The organism is Micromonospora sp. CNZ299 (assembly GCF_002754415.1).
This window is the reverse complement of the sequence record NZ_PEFG01000001.1, coordinates 134,281-150,329: the sequence shown is the minus strand read 5'-3', so window position 1 is coordinate 150,329 and position 16,049 is coordinate 134,281. Positions and strand designations below refer to the sequence as shown.

Here is a 16,049-nt window from a genome sequence, read left to right as displayed (position 1 = left end):
CCGGCAGTTGGTGAGGCACTGCCGGCGGCAGGTTCCCCCCGGGTCCCCGGTCCGACCGTTCTGGTCGGGCCGGGGACCCCCCTTGCCCGATCAGGGCACGGTGCGCTCGATCGCCGCCCGGCCCTGCTCGGCCAGGTCACGGCGGGCCTTCTCCAGGTTTTCCGGCGTGAGGTCCTGCCCGCGGGCCATCACCAGGTCCTCCGGCTCCCAGGGCTGTTCGCTCCCGGTGCGGATGTTGTCCCCGCCAGCACCGGTGCCCGTCCCGGTCGCCCCGGTGCCGGCGGCGTACGGGTCGCCGATCAGCTCGTCGGTGTCCGGAGCGAGGTCGTCGGGTCGGCTGCGGGGCTCGGCGAAGCCCGGAGTGTCCCGGTCGGGCCCACCTCCGGTCCGAAACTGCGAGACGGTGATGTCATCATCCACCGCCGAGGCCACCTGCGGGCTGTCCTCCAGCGGCGGTTGGCGATCGCGATCGGTCATGGTGCTGCCTCCTGGGTCCGACACGGTGCCTGGATTCCCTCGCGTACCCCTTCGTGCCGCGCTCATGCCGCGCGGCCCGGCGGTCAGGCCGGGCCGCGCTCATGCCGTGCGGTCAGGCCGTGCGATCAGCTCCCGGGGGCTGCTCGTTCGGGGCCGGCGGGTCCGCGGGACGCAGCCACTGCCAGAGCAGCATGAGCAGGCCGAAGACGAGCATCGACAGCCCGGCCCACAGGTTGATCCGCACACCCTCGGCCTTGTCGATCTCGGCCCGGCTGTCGAAGATGCCGATCAGCGTCACGATGATCCCGTACGCCACGAAGAGGCCACCGATCACCCGGCGGATGTCGAACAGCCGGGCCGCGGCGGACCGCCGTTGCTCCGCCTCCGACTCGTCGATCAGCGGGTCCTGTGCCGGCTGGCTGTGGTTGTCCATCTGCCGACCCCTTTCCTAGAAGACCGGGATGTAGAAGAGGGCGGCCAGCGCGACCGCGATCACGCCGAGGAGCACGGGGGAGCGGTACCAGACGGCGTCGCCGGCGAGCACGTCGCCCTTCAGGTCGATGCCGCCCATCCCGTAGACCAGCCCGCGCAGTTCCTCGTCCCGCTTGGGCGCGGTGAGCGGGGTGATGATCGCGGCGACCACCACCGCCGTGACGAAGGCGAGGCCGGCACCCCAGAAGCTCTCCTCCAGGTCGGAGTTGAAATCGATCACTCCGCCCTTGTAGAGCAGGTAGAGGCTCAGTGACACCAGGGTGCCCAGCAACAGCGACCAGAAGCCGGCCAGCGCGGTCATCCGCTTCCAGAACATGCCGATGATGAAGGTGGCGAACAGCGGCGCGTTGAAGACGGAGAAGAGCGCCTGGATGTAGTTCATGATGTTGCTGAACCCGGCCGCGATGAACGCGGTGCCGATCCCGATCACCACGGCGCCGACCGTCGCCCACCGGCCGATTCGCAGGTAGTACTCGTCCGACCGGTCACGGCGGATGTACGCCTGCCAGATGTCGTAGGTGAAGACGGTGTTGAAGCCGCTTACGTTGGCCGCCATGCCAGCCATGAACGAGGCGAGGAGGCCGGTGACCGCGACCCCGAGCACGCCGTTGGGGAGCAGGTCGCGCATCAGCAGCGGGATGGCGTTGTTGTACTGGAGGTCGCCGCTCTCCGCGCCGAGCCCCTTCACCGTCACCAGGGCCACCAGACCGGGGATGATCGTGACCAGGGGGATGAACAGCTTCGGGTACGCGGCGATGATCGGCGTACGCCGGGCGGCGCTCATGTTCTTGGCCGAGAGCGCCCGCTGCACCTCGGCGAAGTTCGTCGTCCAGTAGCCGAACGACAGGACGAAGCCCAGGCCGAAGACGATGCCGATCCAGTGCGCGCCCAGCGGGTTGGCGGTGCTGCCGGTGTCCTGCCACGCGTGCAGGCCCGCCTCGCCGAGTTTGGTGTCGCCGACCGCGTCCATCAGACCGTTCCACCCGCCGACCTTGACCAGGCCGATCACGGTGACCGGGATGAGACCGGCCAGGATGACGAAGAACTGGAGCACCTCGTTGTAGATCGCCCCGGACAGGCCACCGATGGTGATGTACGCCAGCACGATCGCCGCGCCGACCACGATCGCCGTCCACAGCGGCCAGCCGAGCAGCGCCTGCATGACGAGGGCCAGCGCGTAGAGGTTGACGCCGGCGATCAGCACCTGGGCGACGGCGAAGCTGAGGGCGTTGAGCAGGTGGGTGGGGCGGTTGAACCGCAACCGCAGGTATTCCGGCACGCTGCGGACCTTGGAACCGTAGTAGAAGGGCATCATCACGATGCCCAGGAAGACCATGGCCGGGACGGCGCCGATCCAGTAGTAGTGGACCGTCATCACACCGTACTGGGCCCCGTTCGCGGCCATTCCGATGATCTCCAACGCGCCCAGGTTCGCCGAGACGAAGGCGAGACCGGTCACCCAGGCCGGCAGGGAGCGGCCGGAGAGGAAGAAGTCGACGCTGGTCCGGATCGCGCGGCGAGCGGCGAAGCCGACCCCGAGGACGGTGACGAAGTACAGCGCCAGAATCAGGTAGTCCAGGCCGTTCATGTTGAGCCGAAGACCGTCGCCGTCCATCCCGTCACCCCTCGTGCCGACGTCCGCGCTGGCTGTACGCGCGCGCCGTATTACCCCGGACGGGCGGTTTCAATCCCCCTGGAGGGATCCGGTGTGTTCGGCTCCGTTCGGGCGGTCCGACAGGCTGCCGACGGCAAGGGGCGCCCCGGCCATCCGGCCGGAGCGCCCCTTGTCGGTCGTGAGACTCAGCGACCCAGTACGCGGTCCAGGAAGTCCCGGTAGTTGCGTACCGCCATCCGCAGTTGCTCGGTGTCGGCGGAGCCGGCGTCCTGCCACCCGCCCAGCGTGGTCTTCTGCGCGGCCAGTGCCGAGGAGAGGGCCTGGATGGCCTCCTCCACCAGCGACTGCGCCTCGCCGGCTGCGGCCTGCGGATCGTCGACGAAGCGCAACTGCACGTCCCGCCAGCGGTCCCGGAAGCCCTGCGCGGTGTCCGTGTCCAGGAGCGTGGCCGCCCCCGCCGCGACCGTCGACCCGGCGGGCTGCGACGTCCCGGCGGACTCCAGCGGGGTGCTGGTGCCGTCGGTGGTGACCGGTTCGCCGTCCGCGTCCGGGTCGACCATCTCCGGTGTGGCGCTGCCGTAGCCGGCCGTGACGTCCGGGTCGCCGGTCAGGTCGTCGCGCCGCTCGGGGGCGCCGTCCGTGCTCCCCGGCGCTACGAAGGTCCGCGCGGAGGTGTCAGTGTCGGCGCGGTCGTCGAGGTCCGCGTCGTCGACATCATTGTCGCGGCGGTGCAGCTCGGCGGTGGGGTCGGCGCGCAGGCCCTCACGCTCACCGTCCTCGGCGCCGTCGCCCGGCTGGGCAGTCCGCTCGGCGCGGGGGTCGGGCTGGTCCTGCGGGCGCGGGCTGGCCAGCGCGGAGGCGGCCACCGCGTCGGCCACCGTGGTGGCGCCGAACGTCGTCGGCAGCGGCCCCGGCTCGTGGAAACCGCCCTCGTCGGTGGACCGGTCGTCCCGCCGCTGGCGCAGGTCGACGTCGTCGGCCCGCTCGTCGTCGACCGGGTCGTATGCGGCATCCCGTTCGGTGCCGTTCGTCCGGTCCGGGTCGGTGGTCTGCTCGTCGAAGGTGTCCCGCTCGTCGAGGGCGTCCTCCGGGGCGTCGGAGCGGTTGGTCCGGTCGCCGGCCGGGGGGACCGGCACGGGTGCGGACCGGACGGCCTCCGGATGGTCGTTGCTCACCTGTTGCTCATCCTGGCGCATCGGTGGCCTCCTCAGCGGCTCGTGGCGTCGTGGTCCGGGTGGTGGGGCTGGTCGGGCGTGTGCTGCCCGAGCGGTTCCTCGCCGAGCAGGTCGGCGAAGAGTGCCCGGTAGTGGACGACCGCCTGCCGGAGCTCCTCAGTGCTGGCCTCGCCTCGGGTGTTGCGCAGGTGGATGTCGTGCGCGTCCCGGTAGTTGCTCAGCGTGCGGGCGTGCTCGACGGACAGGTGGGCGATCTGGTCGGAGAAGTCGCCGGTCGGGTAGCCCTGCTCCTCGATGAGCCGGGTGACCAGTTCGTCCGCGTCGCCGACGGTCTCGCCGGGTGAGTCGATGAAGCGGACCTGGAGTTCCTCCCAGGCGGCGCTGTAGCGGGCCCGGGACTCCGGGCTGAGCGGGGTGAGCGAGAGCTCGGCGTGCCGGCGTTCCCGATCGCGCAGTTCGCGCTCCGCGGCGGACCGGCTGTCCTGCTCCGCCACCACCCGGTCGTACTCCGGCCCGAACTTGCTGCGCAGCGCGCGACGGCGGCCGAGCTGCCGCACGGCCACGGCGGCCGCCGCGACGAGCACCAGCACGACGAGCACGATGACGATTACCTGAGTGGGCGACATGGGCTCCTCCTTCGTCTCCTGGTATTCCCTCCGCACACTGATCGCCAATCCCGATTCGGGACACTTTCCTGACGAGAGACGCAGCTCACCGTTCCGCTGAAACTTGACTCATTCCAGAAAAGGCGGTTGGGTGGGGTGATGCACCCACAGACCAGCAAGCCGATCCTCACCACCCGGCAGGGTCACCCCGTGCACAACAACCAGCAGCAGCGGACGGTTGGCTCCCGGGGGCCCGCGACGCTGGAGAACTACCACTTCCTGGAGAAGATCAGCCACTTCGACCGGGAGCGGATCCCCGAGCGGGTGGTGCACGCGCGCGGTTTCGTCGCGCACGGCGAGTTCGAGGCGTACGGGACGATCGGCGACGAGCCGGCCGCGACCTACACCCGGGCCAAGCTGTTCCAGACCCGGGGCACGAAGACCCCGGTCAGCCTCCGCTTCTCCACCGTCATCGGCGGGCGGGACTCCTCCGAGGCCACCCGCGACCCGCGTGGCTTCGCCGTCAAGTTCCGCACCGAGGACGGCAACTGGGACCTCGTCGGCAACAACCTGCCGGTCTTCTTCATCCGGGACGCGATCAAGTTCCCCGACGTCATCCACTCGCTGAAGCCGGACCCGGTGACCTTCCGGCAGGAGCCGAACCGGATCTTCGACTTCATGTCCAACACTCCCGAGTCGATGCACATGCTGACCTGGCTGTTCAGCCCGCGCGGCATCCCGGCCAACTACCGGACGCAGGACGGCTTCGGCGTGAACACGTACCGCATGGTCAACGCCGCGGGCGAGGGCGTGCTGGTCAAGTACCACTGGAAGTCGCGGCAGGGCATCGAGTCGCTGACCGAGGAGCAGGCCGCCGCCATCCAGGCGCGCGAGCTGGGCCACGCCTCCAAGGACCTCTACGAGGCGATCGAGCGCGGCGAATACCCGCAGTGGGAGCTGAACGTCCAGCTCATGAGCGACGACGAGCACCCGGAGCTGGACTTCGACCCGCTGGACGACACCAAGACCTGGCCCGAGGACGTGTTCCCGCTGCTTCCGGTCGGCCTGCTGACCCTCAACCGCAACGTCGGCAACTTCCACAACGAGAACGAGCAGATCGCGTTCGGCACCGGCGTGCTGGTCGACGGCCTCGACTTCTCCGACGACAAGATGCTGGTCGGGCGCACCTTCTCCTACTCGGACACCCAGCGTTACCGGGTCGGCCCGAACTACCTCCAGTTGCCGATCAACGCCCCCCGCGAGGACGTCCAGGTGAACACCAATCAGGACGGTGGTCAGATGGCGTACGGGGTGGACAGCCGGGGCGGCAACCCCCACATCAACTTCGAGCCGTCCTCGGTGGCCGGTCTGCAGCAGGCTGACGAGTCGTACCGGGAATACCAGCCGTTCGTCTCGGGCCGGGTCATGCGGGCGCCGATCGAGCGGCAGAACAACTACGCCCAGGCCGGTGAGCGCTTCCGCACCATGCCGCAGTGGGAGCGCGACGACCTGGTGAAAAACATGATCAACCTGCTGGGTCAGTGCGACAAGCAGATCCAGGAGAAGATGGTCTGGCACTTCAGCCAGTGCGACGACGCCTACGGCCGGCGGGTCGCCGAGGGCCTCGGCATCGCCGACAACGCCTGACCCGCCCCCAGCACGACGAACGCCTCGCCGGTCCGCCAGCGGGGCGTTCGCCGTCTGCCCGCAGGGCACAGCCTCCGGCCCGGCGCGTCTCGGATCGTCGATCTCGACGCCGCGCGTCTCGGAGCGTCGATCCCGAGGCGACGGGCGGTAGTGCAACCGCCCCTGATTACGTATCCTGCCCAAGGCGCCCGCGCTGGTGCCCGACGTCGACGCCGGGCACGCAACCGGCCGACGCGTTGCCCGGCGGTGCCGGCACCCCTCCTGCCACCCCTGTACGGGCGAGGTCTGATGAGAACCCGCGACTGGCCGATCCGCTCGAAGCTGACCGCCCTGGTCGTCGCGCCGGTGAGCGCGCTCCTGGCGTTGTGGATCTTCGCGACCACGTTGACCTTCGGGCCCGCCCTCAATCTGCTCTCCGCCCGCACCCTGCTGTACGACCTGGGCCGCCCCGGCGAGGCGGTGGTCACCGAATTGCAGCGGGAACGCCGCCTCTCGGTGGTGCAGCTCGCCGGCAGCGCCGATCTGCCGGCCCTGGCCGAGCAGCGTCAGCGCACCGATCGCGCGGTCGCCGAGCTGCGCCGCCGGGTCGACGGAGAGGCGCTGCGCGACGCCGCCGACGACCTGCTGGAGGACCGCGTCGACCGGCTGGTCACCGCTCTGGCGGCGCTGCCGACCGGCCGGGACTTCATCGACGACCGGATGATGGACCGTCCCGGCGCGATCGGCCTCTACAGCGGCATGGTCACCGCGGCCTTCCAGGCGTTCTCCGCGATGGCCACACTGACCGATCCCGACATCAACCGGCAGGCGCTGGCGCTCACCGCGCTGGGCCGATCCCGGGAGCTGCTCGGCCAGACCGACGCCATGCTGGCCGGCGTACTGACCGTCGGCCGCTTCGCCGACGGGGAACACGCCCAGCTCGTGCAGTCCATCGGCAACCAGCGGTGGCTCACCGAGAGCGCCGTGGCCGACCTGCCCGAGGCCGGGCGCGTCGCGTACCAGCGACTGACCGAGAGCCCGGCGTTCACCAGTCTGCGCGCCATGCAGGACGCGTTGGTCGCGGCCAACCGGCCCGGCCGGCCGCCGGTGGACGCGGCGTCCTGGCAGGCCAGCCACGACGCCGTGCAGCAGCAGCTGCGTGACTTCGAACTGGCCGAGGCCGACGGTCTCACCGACCGTTCGGTGCCGATGGCGGTCCGGATCCTGGTCCGGCTGGCCGCCGCCGGGGTGCTCGGACTCGCCGCCGTGGTGATCTCGGTGCTGGTGGCGGTGCGGGTCGGCCGCACCCTGGTCCGACGGCTCAGCGGCGTCCGCACCGCCGCGCTGGAGCTGGCCGAGCACCGGCTGCCGGACGTGGTGGCCCGACTGCGCCGAGGTGAGCAGGTCGACGTCGCCCGGGAGGCGCCACCCCTGGAATACGGCAACGACGAGATCGGCGAGGTCGGGCGCGCCTTCACCGAGGTGCAGCGCACCGCCGTCCAGGCCGCGGTGGACGAGGTCACCCTGCGTCGCGGGCTCAACGAGGTCTTCCTCAACATCGCCCGACGGAGCCAGAGCCTGGTGCACCGTCAGCTGCACCTGCTCGACCGGATGGAGCGGCGCGCGGAGGACCCGGACGAGTTGGCCGAGCTGTTCCAGGTCGACCACCTGGCGACCCGACTCCGCCGGCACGCCGAGGACCTGGTCATCCTCGCGGGCTCCGCGCCCGGCCGCGGGTGGCGAAACCCCGTCGCGATGGTCGACCTGATCCGCGGCGCGATCTCCGAGGTCGAGGCGTACGACCGGGTGGACATCACCGCCGTGCAGCCGGCCGGAGTGCTGGGCCGGGCCGTCGGCGACGTCATCCACCTGCTCGCCGAGCTGGTCGAGAACGCCACCGCCTTCTCCCCGCCGGACACCCGGGTCACCGTCGTCGGGGAGCAGGTGGCCAACGGGTACGCCCTGGAGATCACCGACCAGGGGCTGGGCATGTCCGAAGCGGCGCTGGAAACCGCCAACACCCGACTGGCCAGCTCGCCCGAGTTCGATCCGGCGCAGAGCGCGCGACTCGGCCTGTTCGTGGTGGCCCGGCTGGCGGCCCGCCACCACGTACGGGTGCGGTTGCGGCCCTCCGGCAAGGGTGGAATGACCGCTGTGGTGCTGATCCCCACCGACCTCGTCACCGCCGAGCCTCCGGCCGGCCCCGACCCGGCCACCCTGGGTGCCGCCTCGGCCGACGCGGGCCGACGGCTGGCGCGCCCGGTACGCCGGGGCAGCGTGCCCCGCGCACGCACCCGCCCGTCCACGTCCACGCCCGCAGCCAAGTCCCCGCCCGCTCCGGCCGCCGTCGCGACGCCGGCCGCCTCCGGCGGGGGTGCTGCCGCAGGCGGCCTGGCGCCTGCCATCGGCGCGTCGGCCTCGGACCCGTCCGCGCCGAACGGGACCGGCGACGCGGGGCCGGAATCCACCCCCGCGACGACCGACGACGGGCTGGATGGCCTGCCCCGCCGGGTGCGACGCCAGACTCCCGTCGCCCAGCCCCGGTCGACCGTCAGCGACACCCCCTCGCCCCGATCCCCGGAGGAGGTCCGCCGAGTGATGGCCGCCCTCCAGGCCGGCACGGCACGCGGACGCGCCACCGTGATCACCCCGGCGGCGCCGAACGGCCCGGCGGCCACGGCTGACCCCACCGACCCGGCGACGACCGCCGAACTCCCCAACCGCGACTGAGAGGGACGCCTAGTGCGGCATTCGACGAAGCAGAGCGCCGGCCTCGACTGGTTGCTCGACGAGCTGGTGCAACGGGTCCCGGCCGCCCGGGAGGCGGTGGTGCTGTCCGCCGACGGTCTGCTGCTCGGCTGCTCGGCCGAGTTGGAGCGCTCCGACGCAGAGCACCTCTGTGCCCTCGCCGCCGGCTTCTCCAGCCTGGCCCGAGGCGCCAGCCGACACGTGGACGGCGGCCCGGTCCGCCAGACCGTGGTGGAGATGGAGGCGGCGTACCTCTTCGTCACCGCCGCCGGGCAGGGAGCCTGCCTGGCGGTGGTGAGTGACGCCGACGCGGATATCGGGCTGGTCGCGTACGAGATGGCGATGCTGGTCATCCGGGTGGGGGAGAGCCTCGCCGCGCCGGCCCGATCGTCGGTGGGACCCGGTGATGCGGACTGAGCCGCCCGGACCGCAGCACGAGTGGCTGGACAGCGACGCCGGCCCGGTGGTGCGGCCGTACACCCTCACCCGAGGGCGGGTACGCTCCGCCGTCGACGGTTTCAACCTGGTCGCGTTCGTGCTGGCCGGCTCGGACGTCGACGCGGCGAGCTGTCCGCACCTGCTCCCGGAGCACCGACGGCTGATCGCGTTGTCCCGCCAACCGGTGTCGGTGGCCGAGTTGGCAGCCGAGCTGGACCTCGCGGTCGGTGTGGTCCGGGTCCTGCTCGGTGATCTCCTGACTGAAGGCCTGGTCGCGGTGCACGAGCCGCCGGCCGCCGGCATCCTTCCCGACGACGACATCCTCAAGGCGGTGGTCAGTGGACTCCGTGCGCTATGACCATGTGGGCACCAGCACCACGATCCCGCTGGCACTGAAGATCCTCATCGCGGGAGGCTTCGGCGCTGGCAAGACGACATTGGTGAGCGCCCTGAGCGAGGTCCGCCCGTTGCAGACCGAGGAGGTGCTGACCGGCGCCGGGATCGGCACCGACGACATCTCCGGGGTGGAGGGCAAGTCGACGACCACTGTGGCGATGGACTTCGGCCGGATCACCATCAACGAGGACCTTCAGGTCTACCTGTTCGGCACCCCCGGTCAGGATCGGTTCTGGTTCCTCTGGGACGAGCTGGCCTTCGGTGCGCTCGGCGCGGTGGTGCTCGCCGACACCCGTCGACTGGCGGACTGCTTCCCGTCCATCGACTACTTCGAGCAGCGGGGCATCCCGTTCGTGGTGGGCGTGAACTGCTTCGACGACTCGCGCCGGTTCAACCTGGAGACCGTACGCCGGGCGCTCGACCTGGACCCGGACGTGCCGATGGTGCTCTGCGACGCCCGGGACCGGCAGTCCGGAAAGATGGTGTTGATCTCTCTGGTCGAGCATGTGGCCCGGCAGCGTGGGGAGCCGGTGCCCACGGCCTGAGATCCGGGCCGGAAAGCCGGTTAAGGGCCGGGCAACGCGGGCAGCCTCTGATTGGATCAGCGGGGGACGCCAGCGGAGGAGTCGGACGTGAGTGGTCAGGGTGAGATCGTCCACATCGGGGGTTACACCGCGCAGAGCGGTGGGCGGGGCAGCGGCATCGTCGCGGCACACCGCGACCCGACGACGGGGGCGCTGACCCCGCTCGGCACGGTTGCGGTGACTGCGTCCCCCTCCTTCCTGGCGCGGCATCCCACCCGCCCGGTGCTCTACGCGGTCAACGAGCTGACGGACGGCGAGGTCAGCGCCTGGCGGGTCGGGTCGGAGGGCAGACTGGACCCGCTCGGCAGCCGGTCGACCGGCGGTGCGGAGCCCTGTCACCTGGCGGTGCTGCCCGACAGCGGTCACCTGGTGGCGGCCAACTACGGCAGCGGCAGCGTCGCGGTCTTCCCCCTCGACGCGCAGGGCGTGCCCGGCGAGCGCACCGACCTGGTGGTGCACGAGGGGCACGGCCCCGACCCGGAGCGCCAGGACGGCGCGCACGCCCACATGGTCTCGCCGGGCGCCGGCCGGGCGCCTCTCCTCGCTGTGGACCTCGGCACCGACTCGGTCTACCGCTACGACCTGGACGACGCGAGCGGGCGCCTGGTGCCCCGTGGACCGCGCATCCGAACGGCACCCGGCACCGGGCCCCGGCACCTGGCCCGACACCCGGACGGACGACGTTGCTACCTCGTCGGTGAGCTGGACGCCTCGGTCACCGCATACGAGCTCACCGACGACGGCGCGATGCACCAGCGCGGTCGGGTCGAGGCCAGCGAGCGGTCCGGTCATGTCCAGCCGTCGGAGGTCGCGGTGGCCCCGGACGGTCGCTTCCTCTATGTCGCCAACCGGGGGGCGGGGACCCTGGCGGTCTTCACCCTGGCCGGGGATCTGCCCGAGCTGGTGGCTGAAGTGGACACCGGTGGCGAGTGGCCCCGGCACTTCGCGCTGATCGGCGAGCACGTCTACGTCGCCGACGAGCGGGCAGACATGGTGCGCGTTTTGCGGCGAGACATCGAAACCGGTGTGCCGGAGGCGGTCGGGGAACCGGTGCTGGTGCCGAGCCCGACGTGCGTGCTCCCCTGAATCTGCGCCGTCGAAACGCGAAGGCGGCGCTGATTAGGCAACGCCCTGGGGCCGGTGCGTCACTCTGTGTCGCTAAATGGAGGTCAACTGTTTCTCCTGCGTAACTTTAGTCCGAACGGATGTGGCAGAGAGGGCACCTTGTACGCAAGATGGTCACCGTGTCAGCAGGCCGCCATCGCATGCGTTCGAAACTCCACCTAGCAGCCGCCGCCGCGACGGCGACGGTGCTCGTCGTCACGACCGGTGTGTGGTTCGGCTATCGGGAGTTGATCCAGCCCAACTGCTCGGGCGAGATCCGGCTCGCTGTGGCGGTCGCCTCCGAGCTGGCCCCCGCTGTGGACGCCGCCGCGTCGCAGTGGGTCAAGGACGGCGCCGCGGTGGGCCCCACCTGCATCCGGGTGGACGTCTCCGCCTCCGACCCGGTGGACGTGGCCGCGGTGGTGGCGGCGAAGCACGGTGCGGTCCTGGCCGGTGTGGGGCAGGCCAGCGGCACCGCCGTCAGCCCTGATGTCTGGGTGCCCGACTCCTCGACCTGGTTGCTGCGCTTGAAGAAGGACGCGACGGCGTTCGCTCCGACCAACGGCGCGTCCATCGCGCGCAGCCCCATCGTCGTGGCGATGCCCGAGCCGATCGCGACCCGGCTGGGCTGGCCGGACAAGAAGTTCAACTGGACCGACCTGCTCAAGCAGGTCAACAACACGAGCGCGCCGCTGCGGACCGGGATCGTCGAGCCGACCCGCGACGCGGCGGGCCTGTCCGGCCTGATGTCGCTCACGGCGGCAGCCAACGGCGCTGGCGGAGCCGACGCCCAGCGCAACACCGTCGGCGCGCTCCGCGCACTGGCCACCGGGCGCTCCTCGCTCCGCAACGACCTGCTGGCCCGCTTCCCGACTGCCAACGACGCGACCTCCATCGCCAGCGGTCTCGGCGCGGCGGCCCTGTCCGAAGAAGACGTGATCGCCTACAACAGCAAGAAGCCACCGGTGCCGCTCGCCGCGCTCTACATGGAGCCGGCGCCGATGCCGCTGGACTACCCGTACGCGGTGCTGCCCGGCATCGAGCCGAGCAAGGCGTCGGCGGCCCGGGTGCTGTTCGAGCTGCTCACCAGCCCCACCTTCCGCAACCGGCTCGCCGCGCAGTCGCTGCGCGCGCCGGACGGCAACTGGGGTGAGGGCTTCAAGGCGCCGCAGGGTGCCCCCAGCCCGTCCGGCGGCGCGCCGACCGCACCGGCCAACGGTGGCACCGCCGCGGGTGGCCTCGACCCGGCTGCGATCCAGCGGGTCGTCTCCAGCTGGTCGATCGCCACCCAGTCCGGTCGGATGCTGGCCGTCATCGACGTCTCCGGCTCGATGAAGGAGCCGGTGCCCTCCGCCAGCAACCGGAGCCGGGAGGAGGTCACCGTGGACGCGGCACGCCGCGGCCTCGGCCTCTTCGACGACTCCTGGTCGATCGGCCTGTGGACCTTCTCCACGAAGCTGGTCGGCAACCGGGACTACCGACAGCTGATCCCGATCGGACCGCTCTCCGGTCAGCGGGCCCAGCTGGAGGGGGCGCTCGCCACCATCAAGCCCTCCAGCGGCGACACCGGCCTCTACGACACGATGCTGGCCGCGTACCAGGCCGTGCAGGAGGACTGGCAGCCCGGCCGGGTCAACTCGATCGTGCTGTTCACCGATGGCAAGAACGAGGACGACAACGGCCTCAACCAGCAGCAGCTGCTCGCCAAGCTCAAGGAAATCGCCGACCCGGAGCGGCCGGTCCAGGTCATCATGATCGGCATCGGCGAGGGCGTCAGCAAGGCCGAGCTGGAGTCGATCACGAAGGTGACCGGCGGCGACGTCTTCGTCACCAAGGACCCGAGCGAGATCGGCAGCATCTTCCTCAGCGCGATCGCCCGGCGTCCGCCGGCGCCGCGCTGAGCCGGCGCTCAGACGCCAGAGGGCCTGCCGTACCGTCGATCCGGTGTGGCAGGCCCTTTTTGGCCACCGTGTTGAAGAAAAGTGACGGCAATACGTCCGAAGCAATCGGCCGTCATAGTTGTCAAGGCAGGATGTCGACTGTTCCGGCATAGTCGGTCCGCCTCCGGACCGACCCGTCGGCCGGGGCCATCCTGAACAGAGTGGGAGGGCCGGTGACCGCGGCGACACTGTTGACCCCCGCCACGTCGGCGGGGCCGAAAGGCCGTCCTGCTGGACTGGTGGCGCGCGCCGACGAACGGTCCTACGTCCGGGTTCTGGTGGTGCTGGACACCACCATCCTCATCATCGCGCTGCTCGTCGGCTACGTCACCCGTTTCGGTGACGACGAGCCGACCGGCTCGGATGTCCCGTACGTGTTGGTCGCCCCCGGGCTGGTGCTGGCCTGGCTGATCTCGCTCAAGTTTCTCGGCTGCTACGACGACCGGGTGATCGGCTACGGGGCGGACGAGTACCGGCGGGTCAGCTCCGCCAGCCTGCGCCTGGCCGGTGCGATCGCCATCGTCGGCTACATCGCCGATTTCGGCGTGTCCCGGGGTTTCCTCGGAATCTCCTTCGCCGTGGGCACCGTCGGGCTGGAGGTGGCGCGGTTCGCCGCCCGTAAGCGCCTGCACCGGGCCCGCTCGCTGGGCGCCGGGTGGTCCCGCAAGGTGCTGGTGGTCGGCGACACCGCCCACGTGTTGGAGTTGGTGCACACGTTGCGCCGCGAGCCGTACGCCGGTTACCAGGTGGTCGGGGCGTGCATTCCGGACGCGTTGCTCGCACCGGTGGCGCAGAGGTTGGGCGACGTGCCGGTGGTGGGGTCCTTCCGGGGCATCCCGGAGGCGGCCACCGCGATCGGCGCGGACACCGTCGCGGTGACCGCGTCGGGCGAGCTGACCGCGACCCGACTGCGTCGCCTCGGCTGGCAGCTGGAGGGGACCGGCGTCGACCTGGTCGTGGCGCCCGCGCTGACCGACGTCGCCGGCCCGCGGATCCACACCCGCCCGGTCGCCGGCCTGCCGCTGATCCACGTCGAGGCCCCCGAGTTCCGCGGGGCACGCAAGCTGGTGAAGGGTCTCGTCGACCGGTCCGTCTCGTCGCTGGCGTTGGCGCTGCTGCTGCCGCTGATCGCGTTCATCGCCCTGGCCATCAAGGTGGACAGTCGGGGTCCGGTGCTGTTCCGGCAGGTCCGCGTCGGCCGGGGCGGGCAGGAGTTCGGCGTGTTCAAGTTCCGCACCATGGTGGTCAACGCCGACGCCATGCTCGCCGAGCTGACCGCCCGCAACGAGACCGACGGTCTGATGTTCAAGATGCGCCACGATCCCCGGGTCACCCGGGTGGGCCGGTTGCTGCGCAAGTGGTCCCTGGACGAGCTGCCGCAGCTCGTCAACGTGCTGTTGGGTCAGATGAGCATGGTCGGGCCCCGCCCGCCGCTGCCCTCGGAGGTGGCCCGCTACGACGGCGACGTGGCCCGGCGGCTGCTGGTCAAGCCGGGCATGACCGGCCTCTGGCAGGTCAGCGGTCGCTCGGATCTGAGCTGGGAGGACGGCATTCGGCTCGATCTCTACTACGTGGAGAACTGGTCCCTCGCCGCCGACCTCACCATCCTCTGGAAGACCTTCGGAGCGGTGCTGAACGGCCGCGGGGCGTACTGACCGCGCCGGTCACGGTTGCGGGCCGTACCAGTCCAGGCAGACGACCACCGCGTCGTCGACCAGGTCACCGGCCACGAACGCGCGCAGGTCACCGATCAGCGACCGGACGGCGTCCAGTGGCGCCATCGGCCCCGTCCGGCGCAGGAACCGGTCCAGTGCCGTCTCGCCGTAGCGCATGTGCTGCCCGGTGGCCTCCAGCACTCCGTCGCTGACGACGAAGAGCCGGTCGTCGCGCTCCAGCGGGAACTTCTGCTCGTGGTAGTCGGTTGCCTCGAACATGCCGAGCGGGAACTGCGCCTCCAGGGGCTGCTCGGTGACGTCCCCGCCGCGCAGCAGGACCAGTCGCGGTGAGCCTGCGTCGACGACGGCCATCGTCCCGGAGCGAAGGTCCAGCTCCATCAGCAACGCGGAGAGGTGCTGCTCGCCCCGGTGCAGGTCGTAGATGGCCTGGTCGGCGAGGGCGGCCTGGTCGCCCAGGCTCAGCCCGGCCCTGCGCGCGTTGCGCAGCGCGTGGGTGGCCAACGAGGTGAGTAGGGAGGCGGCGACGCCCTCACCGGTGCCGTTGATGGTGGCCAGCCAGAGCCGCTCTCCGTCGTCGGACCAGTCGAAGCTGTCGCCGCGCACCGTGTACGCCGGCTCCAACTGCCCGGCCAGGCTGAACGAGGGTCGGATCCGGCTGCGGCCGGGAAGCAGGTCCCACTGCATCTCGGCGGCCAGGGTGAGGCGCTGGCTACGCCGCGCCGCCCGGTAGACGTCGGTGCCGGAGGATACCGCCGCCACCTCGTGGGCGAGGGCCGTGGCGATCTCGGCGAGCGCGGCGAGGACGTCCGGGTCGTCCGGGACGGGCGACAGGCACAGCACCCCCCGGCGCTCGCCACGCATGGTGACCGGGAACCACCCGTTGCCGTCGGTGAGTATCGGTGACTGGTGGTCGAAGGCCCGCCAGGCGGGGTGCCCGGGGCTGTCGATCGGCTCACCGTCGCCGAGCGGCAGGAGCTCCGCGAGCCGGTAGTCGACCTGGTACAGCTCGAGGTCGGTGATCCCGTACGACCGGCCGAGCACGTCGCCGACGCCGATGACGAGCCGGTCGGCCGGTGTCTGGTTCAGGGCGCGCCGTGCCTGACTGACCGGTTCGCTCATCGTCGCTCCCTTGCTAAAGCTCGACCACCAGCGGGTTCGGAGTATTCTCGGCCC

14 protein-coding genes are annotated in these 16,049 nt (G+C 71.0%); 8 read left to right on the top strand and 6 right to left on the bottom strand.

Annotated features, from left to right (window positions below; translation table 11 throughout):
- Window positions 1-90: 90 nt before the first annotated feature.
- From CLT68_RS00785 to CLT68_RS00765, 5 genes are all read right to left on the bottom strand, one after another.
- Complete coding sequence (locus tag CLT68_RS00785) at window positions 91-477, bottom strand: hypothetical protein (RefSeq protein WP_099848131.1); 387 nt, start codon at window positions 475-477, stop codon at window positions 91-93.
- Window positions 478-589: 112 nt separating this feature from the next.
- On the bottom strand, window positions 590-910 hold the full coding sequence (locus CLT68_RS00780; protein ID WP_099848129.1) for a hypothetical protein: 321 nt from the start codon (window positions 908-910) through the stop codon (window positions 590-592).
- 15 nt (window positions 911-925) lie between these two features.
- A complete protein-coding gene (locus CLT68_RS00775) occupies window positions 926-2,584 on the bottom strand; it encodes a sodium:solute symporter family protein (RefSeq protein ID WP_088949869.1) in 1,659 nt (552 codons plus the stop codon).
- 185 nt (window positions 2,585-2,769) lie between these two features.
- Window positions 2,770-3,780, bottom strand: coding sequence for a hypothetical protein (locus CLT68_RS00770; RefSeq protein WP_099848127.1), 1,011 nt, complete (start codon window positions 3,778-3,780; stop codon window positions 2,770-2,772).
- 11 nt (window positions 3,781-3,791) lie between these two features.
- Window positions 3,792-4,385, bottom strand: a complete 594-nt coding sequence (locus CLT68_RS00765; RefSeq protein ID WP_099848125.1) for a hypothetical protein — start codon at window positions 4,383-4,385, stop codon at window positions 3,792-3,794.
- Between the two features lie 138 nt (window positions 4,386-4,523).
- Between CLT68_RS00765 and CLT68_RS00760 the strand changes: the two genes are divergently transcribed.
- The 8 genes from CLT68_RS00760 to CLT68_RS00725 all read left to right on the top strand — a co-directional run bounded on the left by CLT68_RS00760 (window position 4,524) and on the right by CLT68_RS00725 (window position 14,855).
- Window positions 4,524-6,011 carry a catalase gene (locus tag CLT68_RS00760; RefSeq protein WP_099848123.1) on the top strand — a complete coding sequence of 496 codons (1,488 nt, stop codon included), beginning with the start codon at window positions 4,524-4,526 and terminating at the stop codon, window positions 6,009-6,011.
- 288 nt (window positions 6,012-6,299) lie between these two features.
- On the top strand, window positions 6,300-8,720 hold the full coding sequence (locus tag CLT68_RS00755; RefSeq protein ID WP_099848121.1) for a nitrate- and nitrite sensing domain-containing protein: 2,421 nt from the start codon (window positions 6,300-6,302) through the stop codon (window positions 8,718-8,720).
- A 12-nt stretch (window positions 8,721-8,732) separates the two neighbouring features.
- Window positions 8,733-9,155 carry a roadblock/LC7 domain-containing protein gene (locus CLT68_RS00750; protein WP_088949864.1) on the top strand — a complete coding sequence of 141 codons (423 nt, stop codon included), beginning with the start codon at window positions 8,733-8,735 and terminating at the stop codon, window positions 9,153-9,155.
- A complete protein-coding gene (locus tag CLT68_RS00745) occupies window positions 9,145-9,534 on the top strand; it encodes a DUF742 domain-containing protein (RefSeq protein ID WP_099848119.1) in 390 nt (129 codons plus the stop codon). The genes CLT68_RS00750 and CLT68_RS00745 overlap by 11 nt, the downstream gene beginning before the upstream one ends.
- Entirely contained in the window at window positions 9,515-10,117 is a 603-nt protein-coding gene (locus CLT68_RS00740; protein ID WP_099848118.1) for a GTP-binding protein, read from the top strand. The genes CLT68_RS00745 and CLT68_RS00740 overlap by 20 nt, the downstream gene beginning before the upstream one ends.
- A gap of 87 nt (window positions 10,118-10,204) precedes the next feature.
- A complete protein-coding gene (locus tag CLT68_RS00735; RefSeq protein WP_099848116.1) occupies window positions 10,205-11,242 on the top strand; it encodes a lactonase family protein in 1,038 nt (345 codons plus the stop codon).
- A 158-nt stretch (window positions 11,243-11,400) separates the two neighbouring features.
- Complete coding sequence (locus CLT68_RS00730) at window positions 11,401-13,161, top strand: substrate-binding and VWA domain-containing protein (protein WP_099856667.1); 1,761 nt, start codon at window positions 11,401-11,403, stop codon at window positions 13,159-13,161.
- A gap of 212 nt (window positions 13,162-13,373) precedes the next feature.
- The gene (locus tag CLT68_RS00725; protein ID WP_088951978.1) at window positions 13,374-14,855 is read left to right on the top strand and encodes a sugar transferase; all 1,482 of its coding nucleotides are present in this window, start codon (window positions 13,374-13,376) and stop codon (window positions 14,853-14,855) included.
- Window positions 14,856-14,864: 9 nt separating this feature from the next.
- On the opposite strand, the gene CLT68_RS00720 is transcribed toward CLT68_RS00725, so the two are convergent.
- Window positions 14,865-15,995, bottom strand: a complete 1,131-nt coding sequence (locus CLT68_RS00720) for a PP2C family protein-serine/threonine phosphatase (RefSeq protein WP_099848114.1) — start codon at window positions 15,993-15,995, stop codon at window positions 14,865-14,867.
- Between the last annotated feature and the right edge of the window lie 54 nt (window positions 15,996-16,049).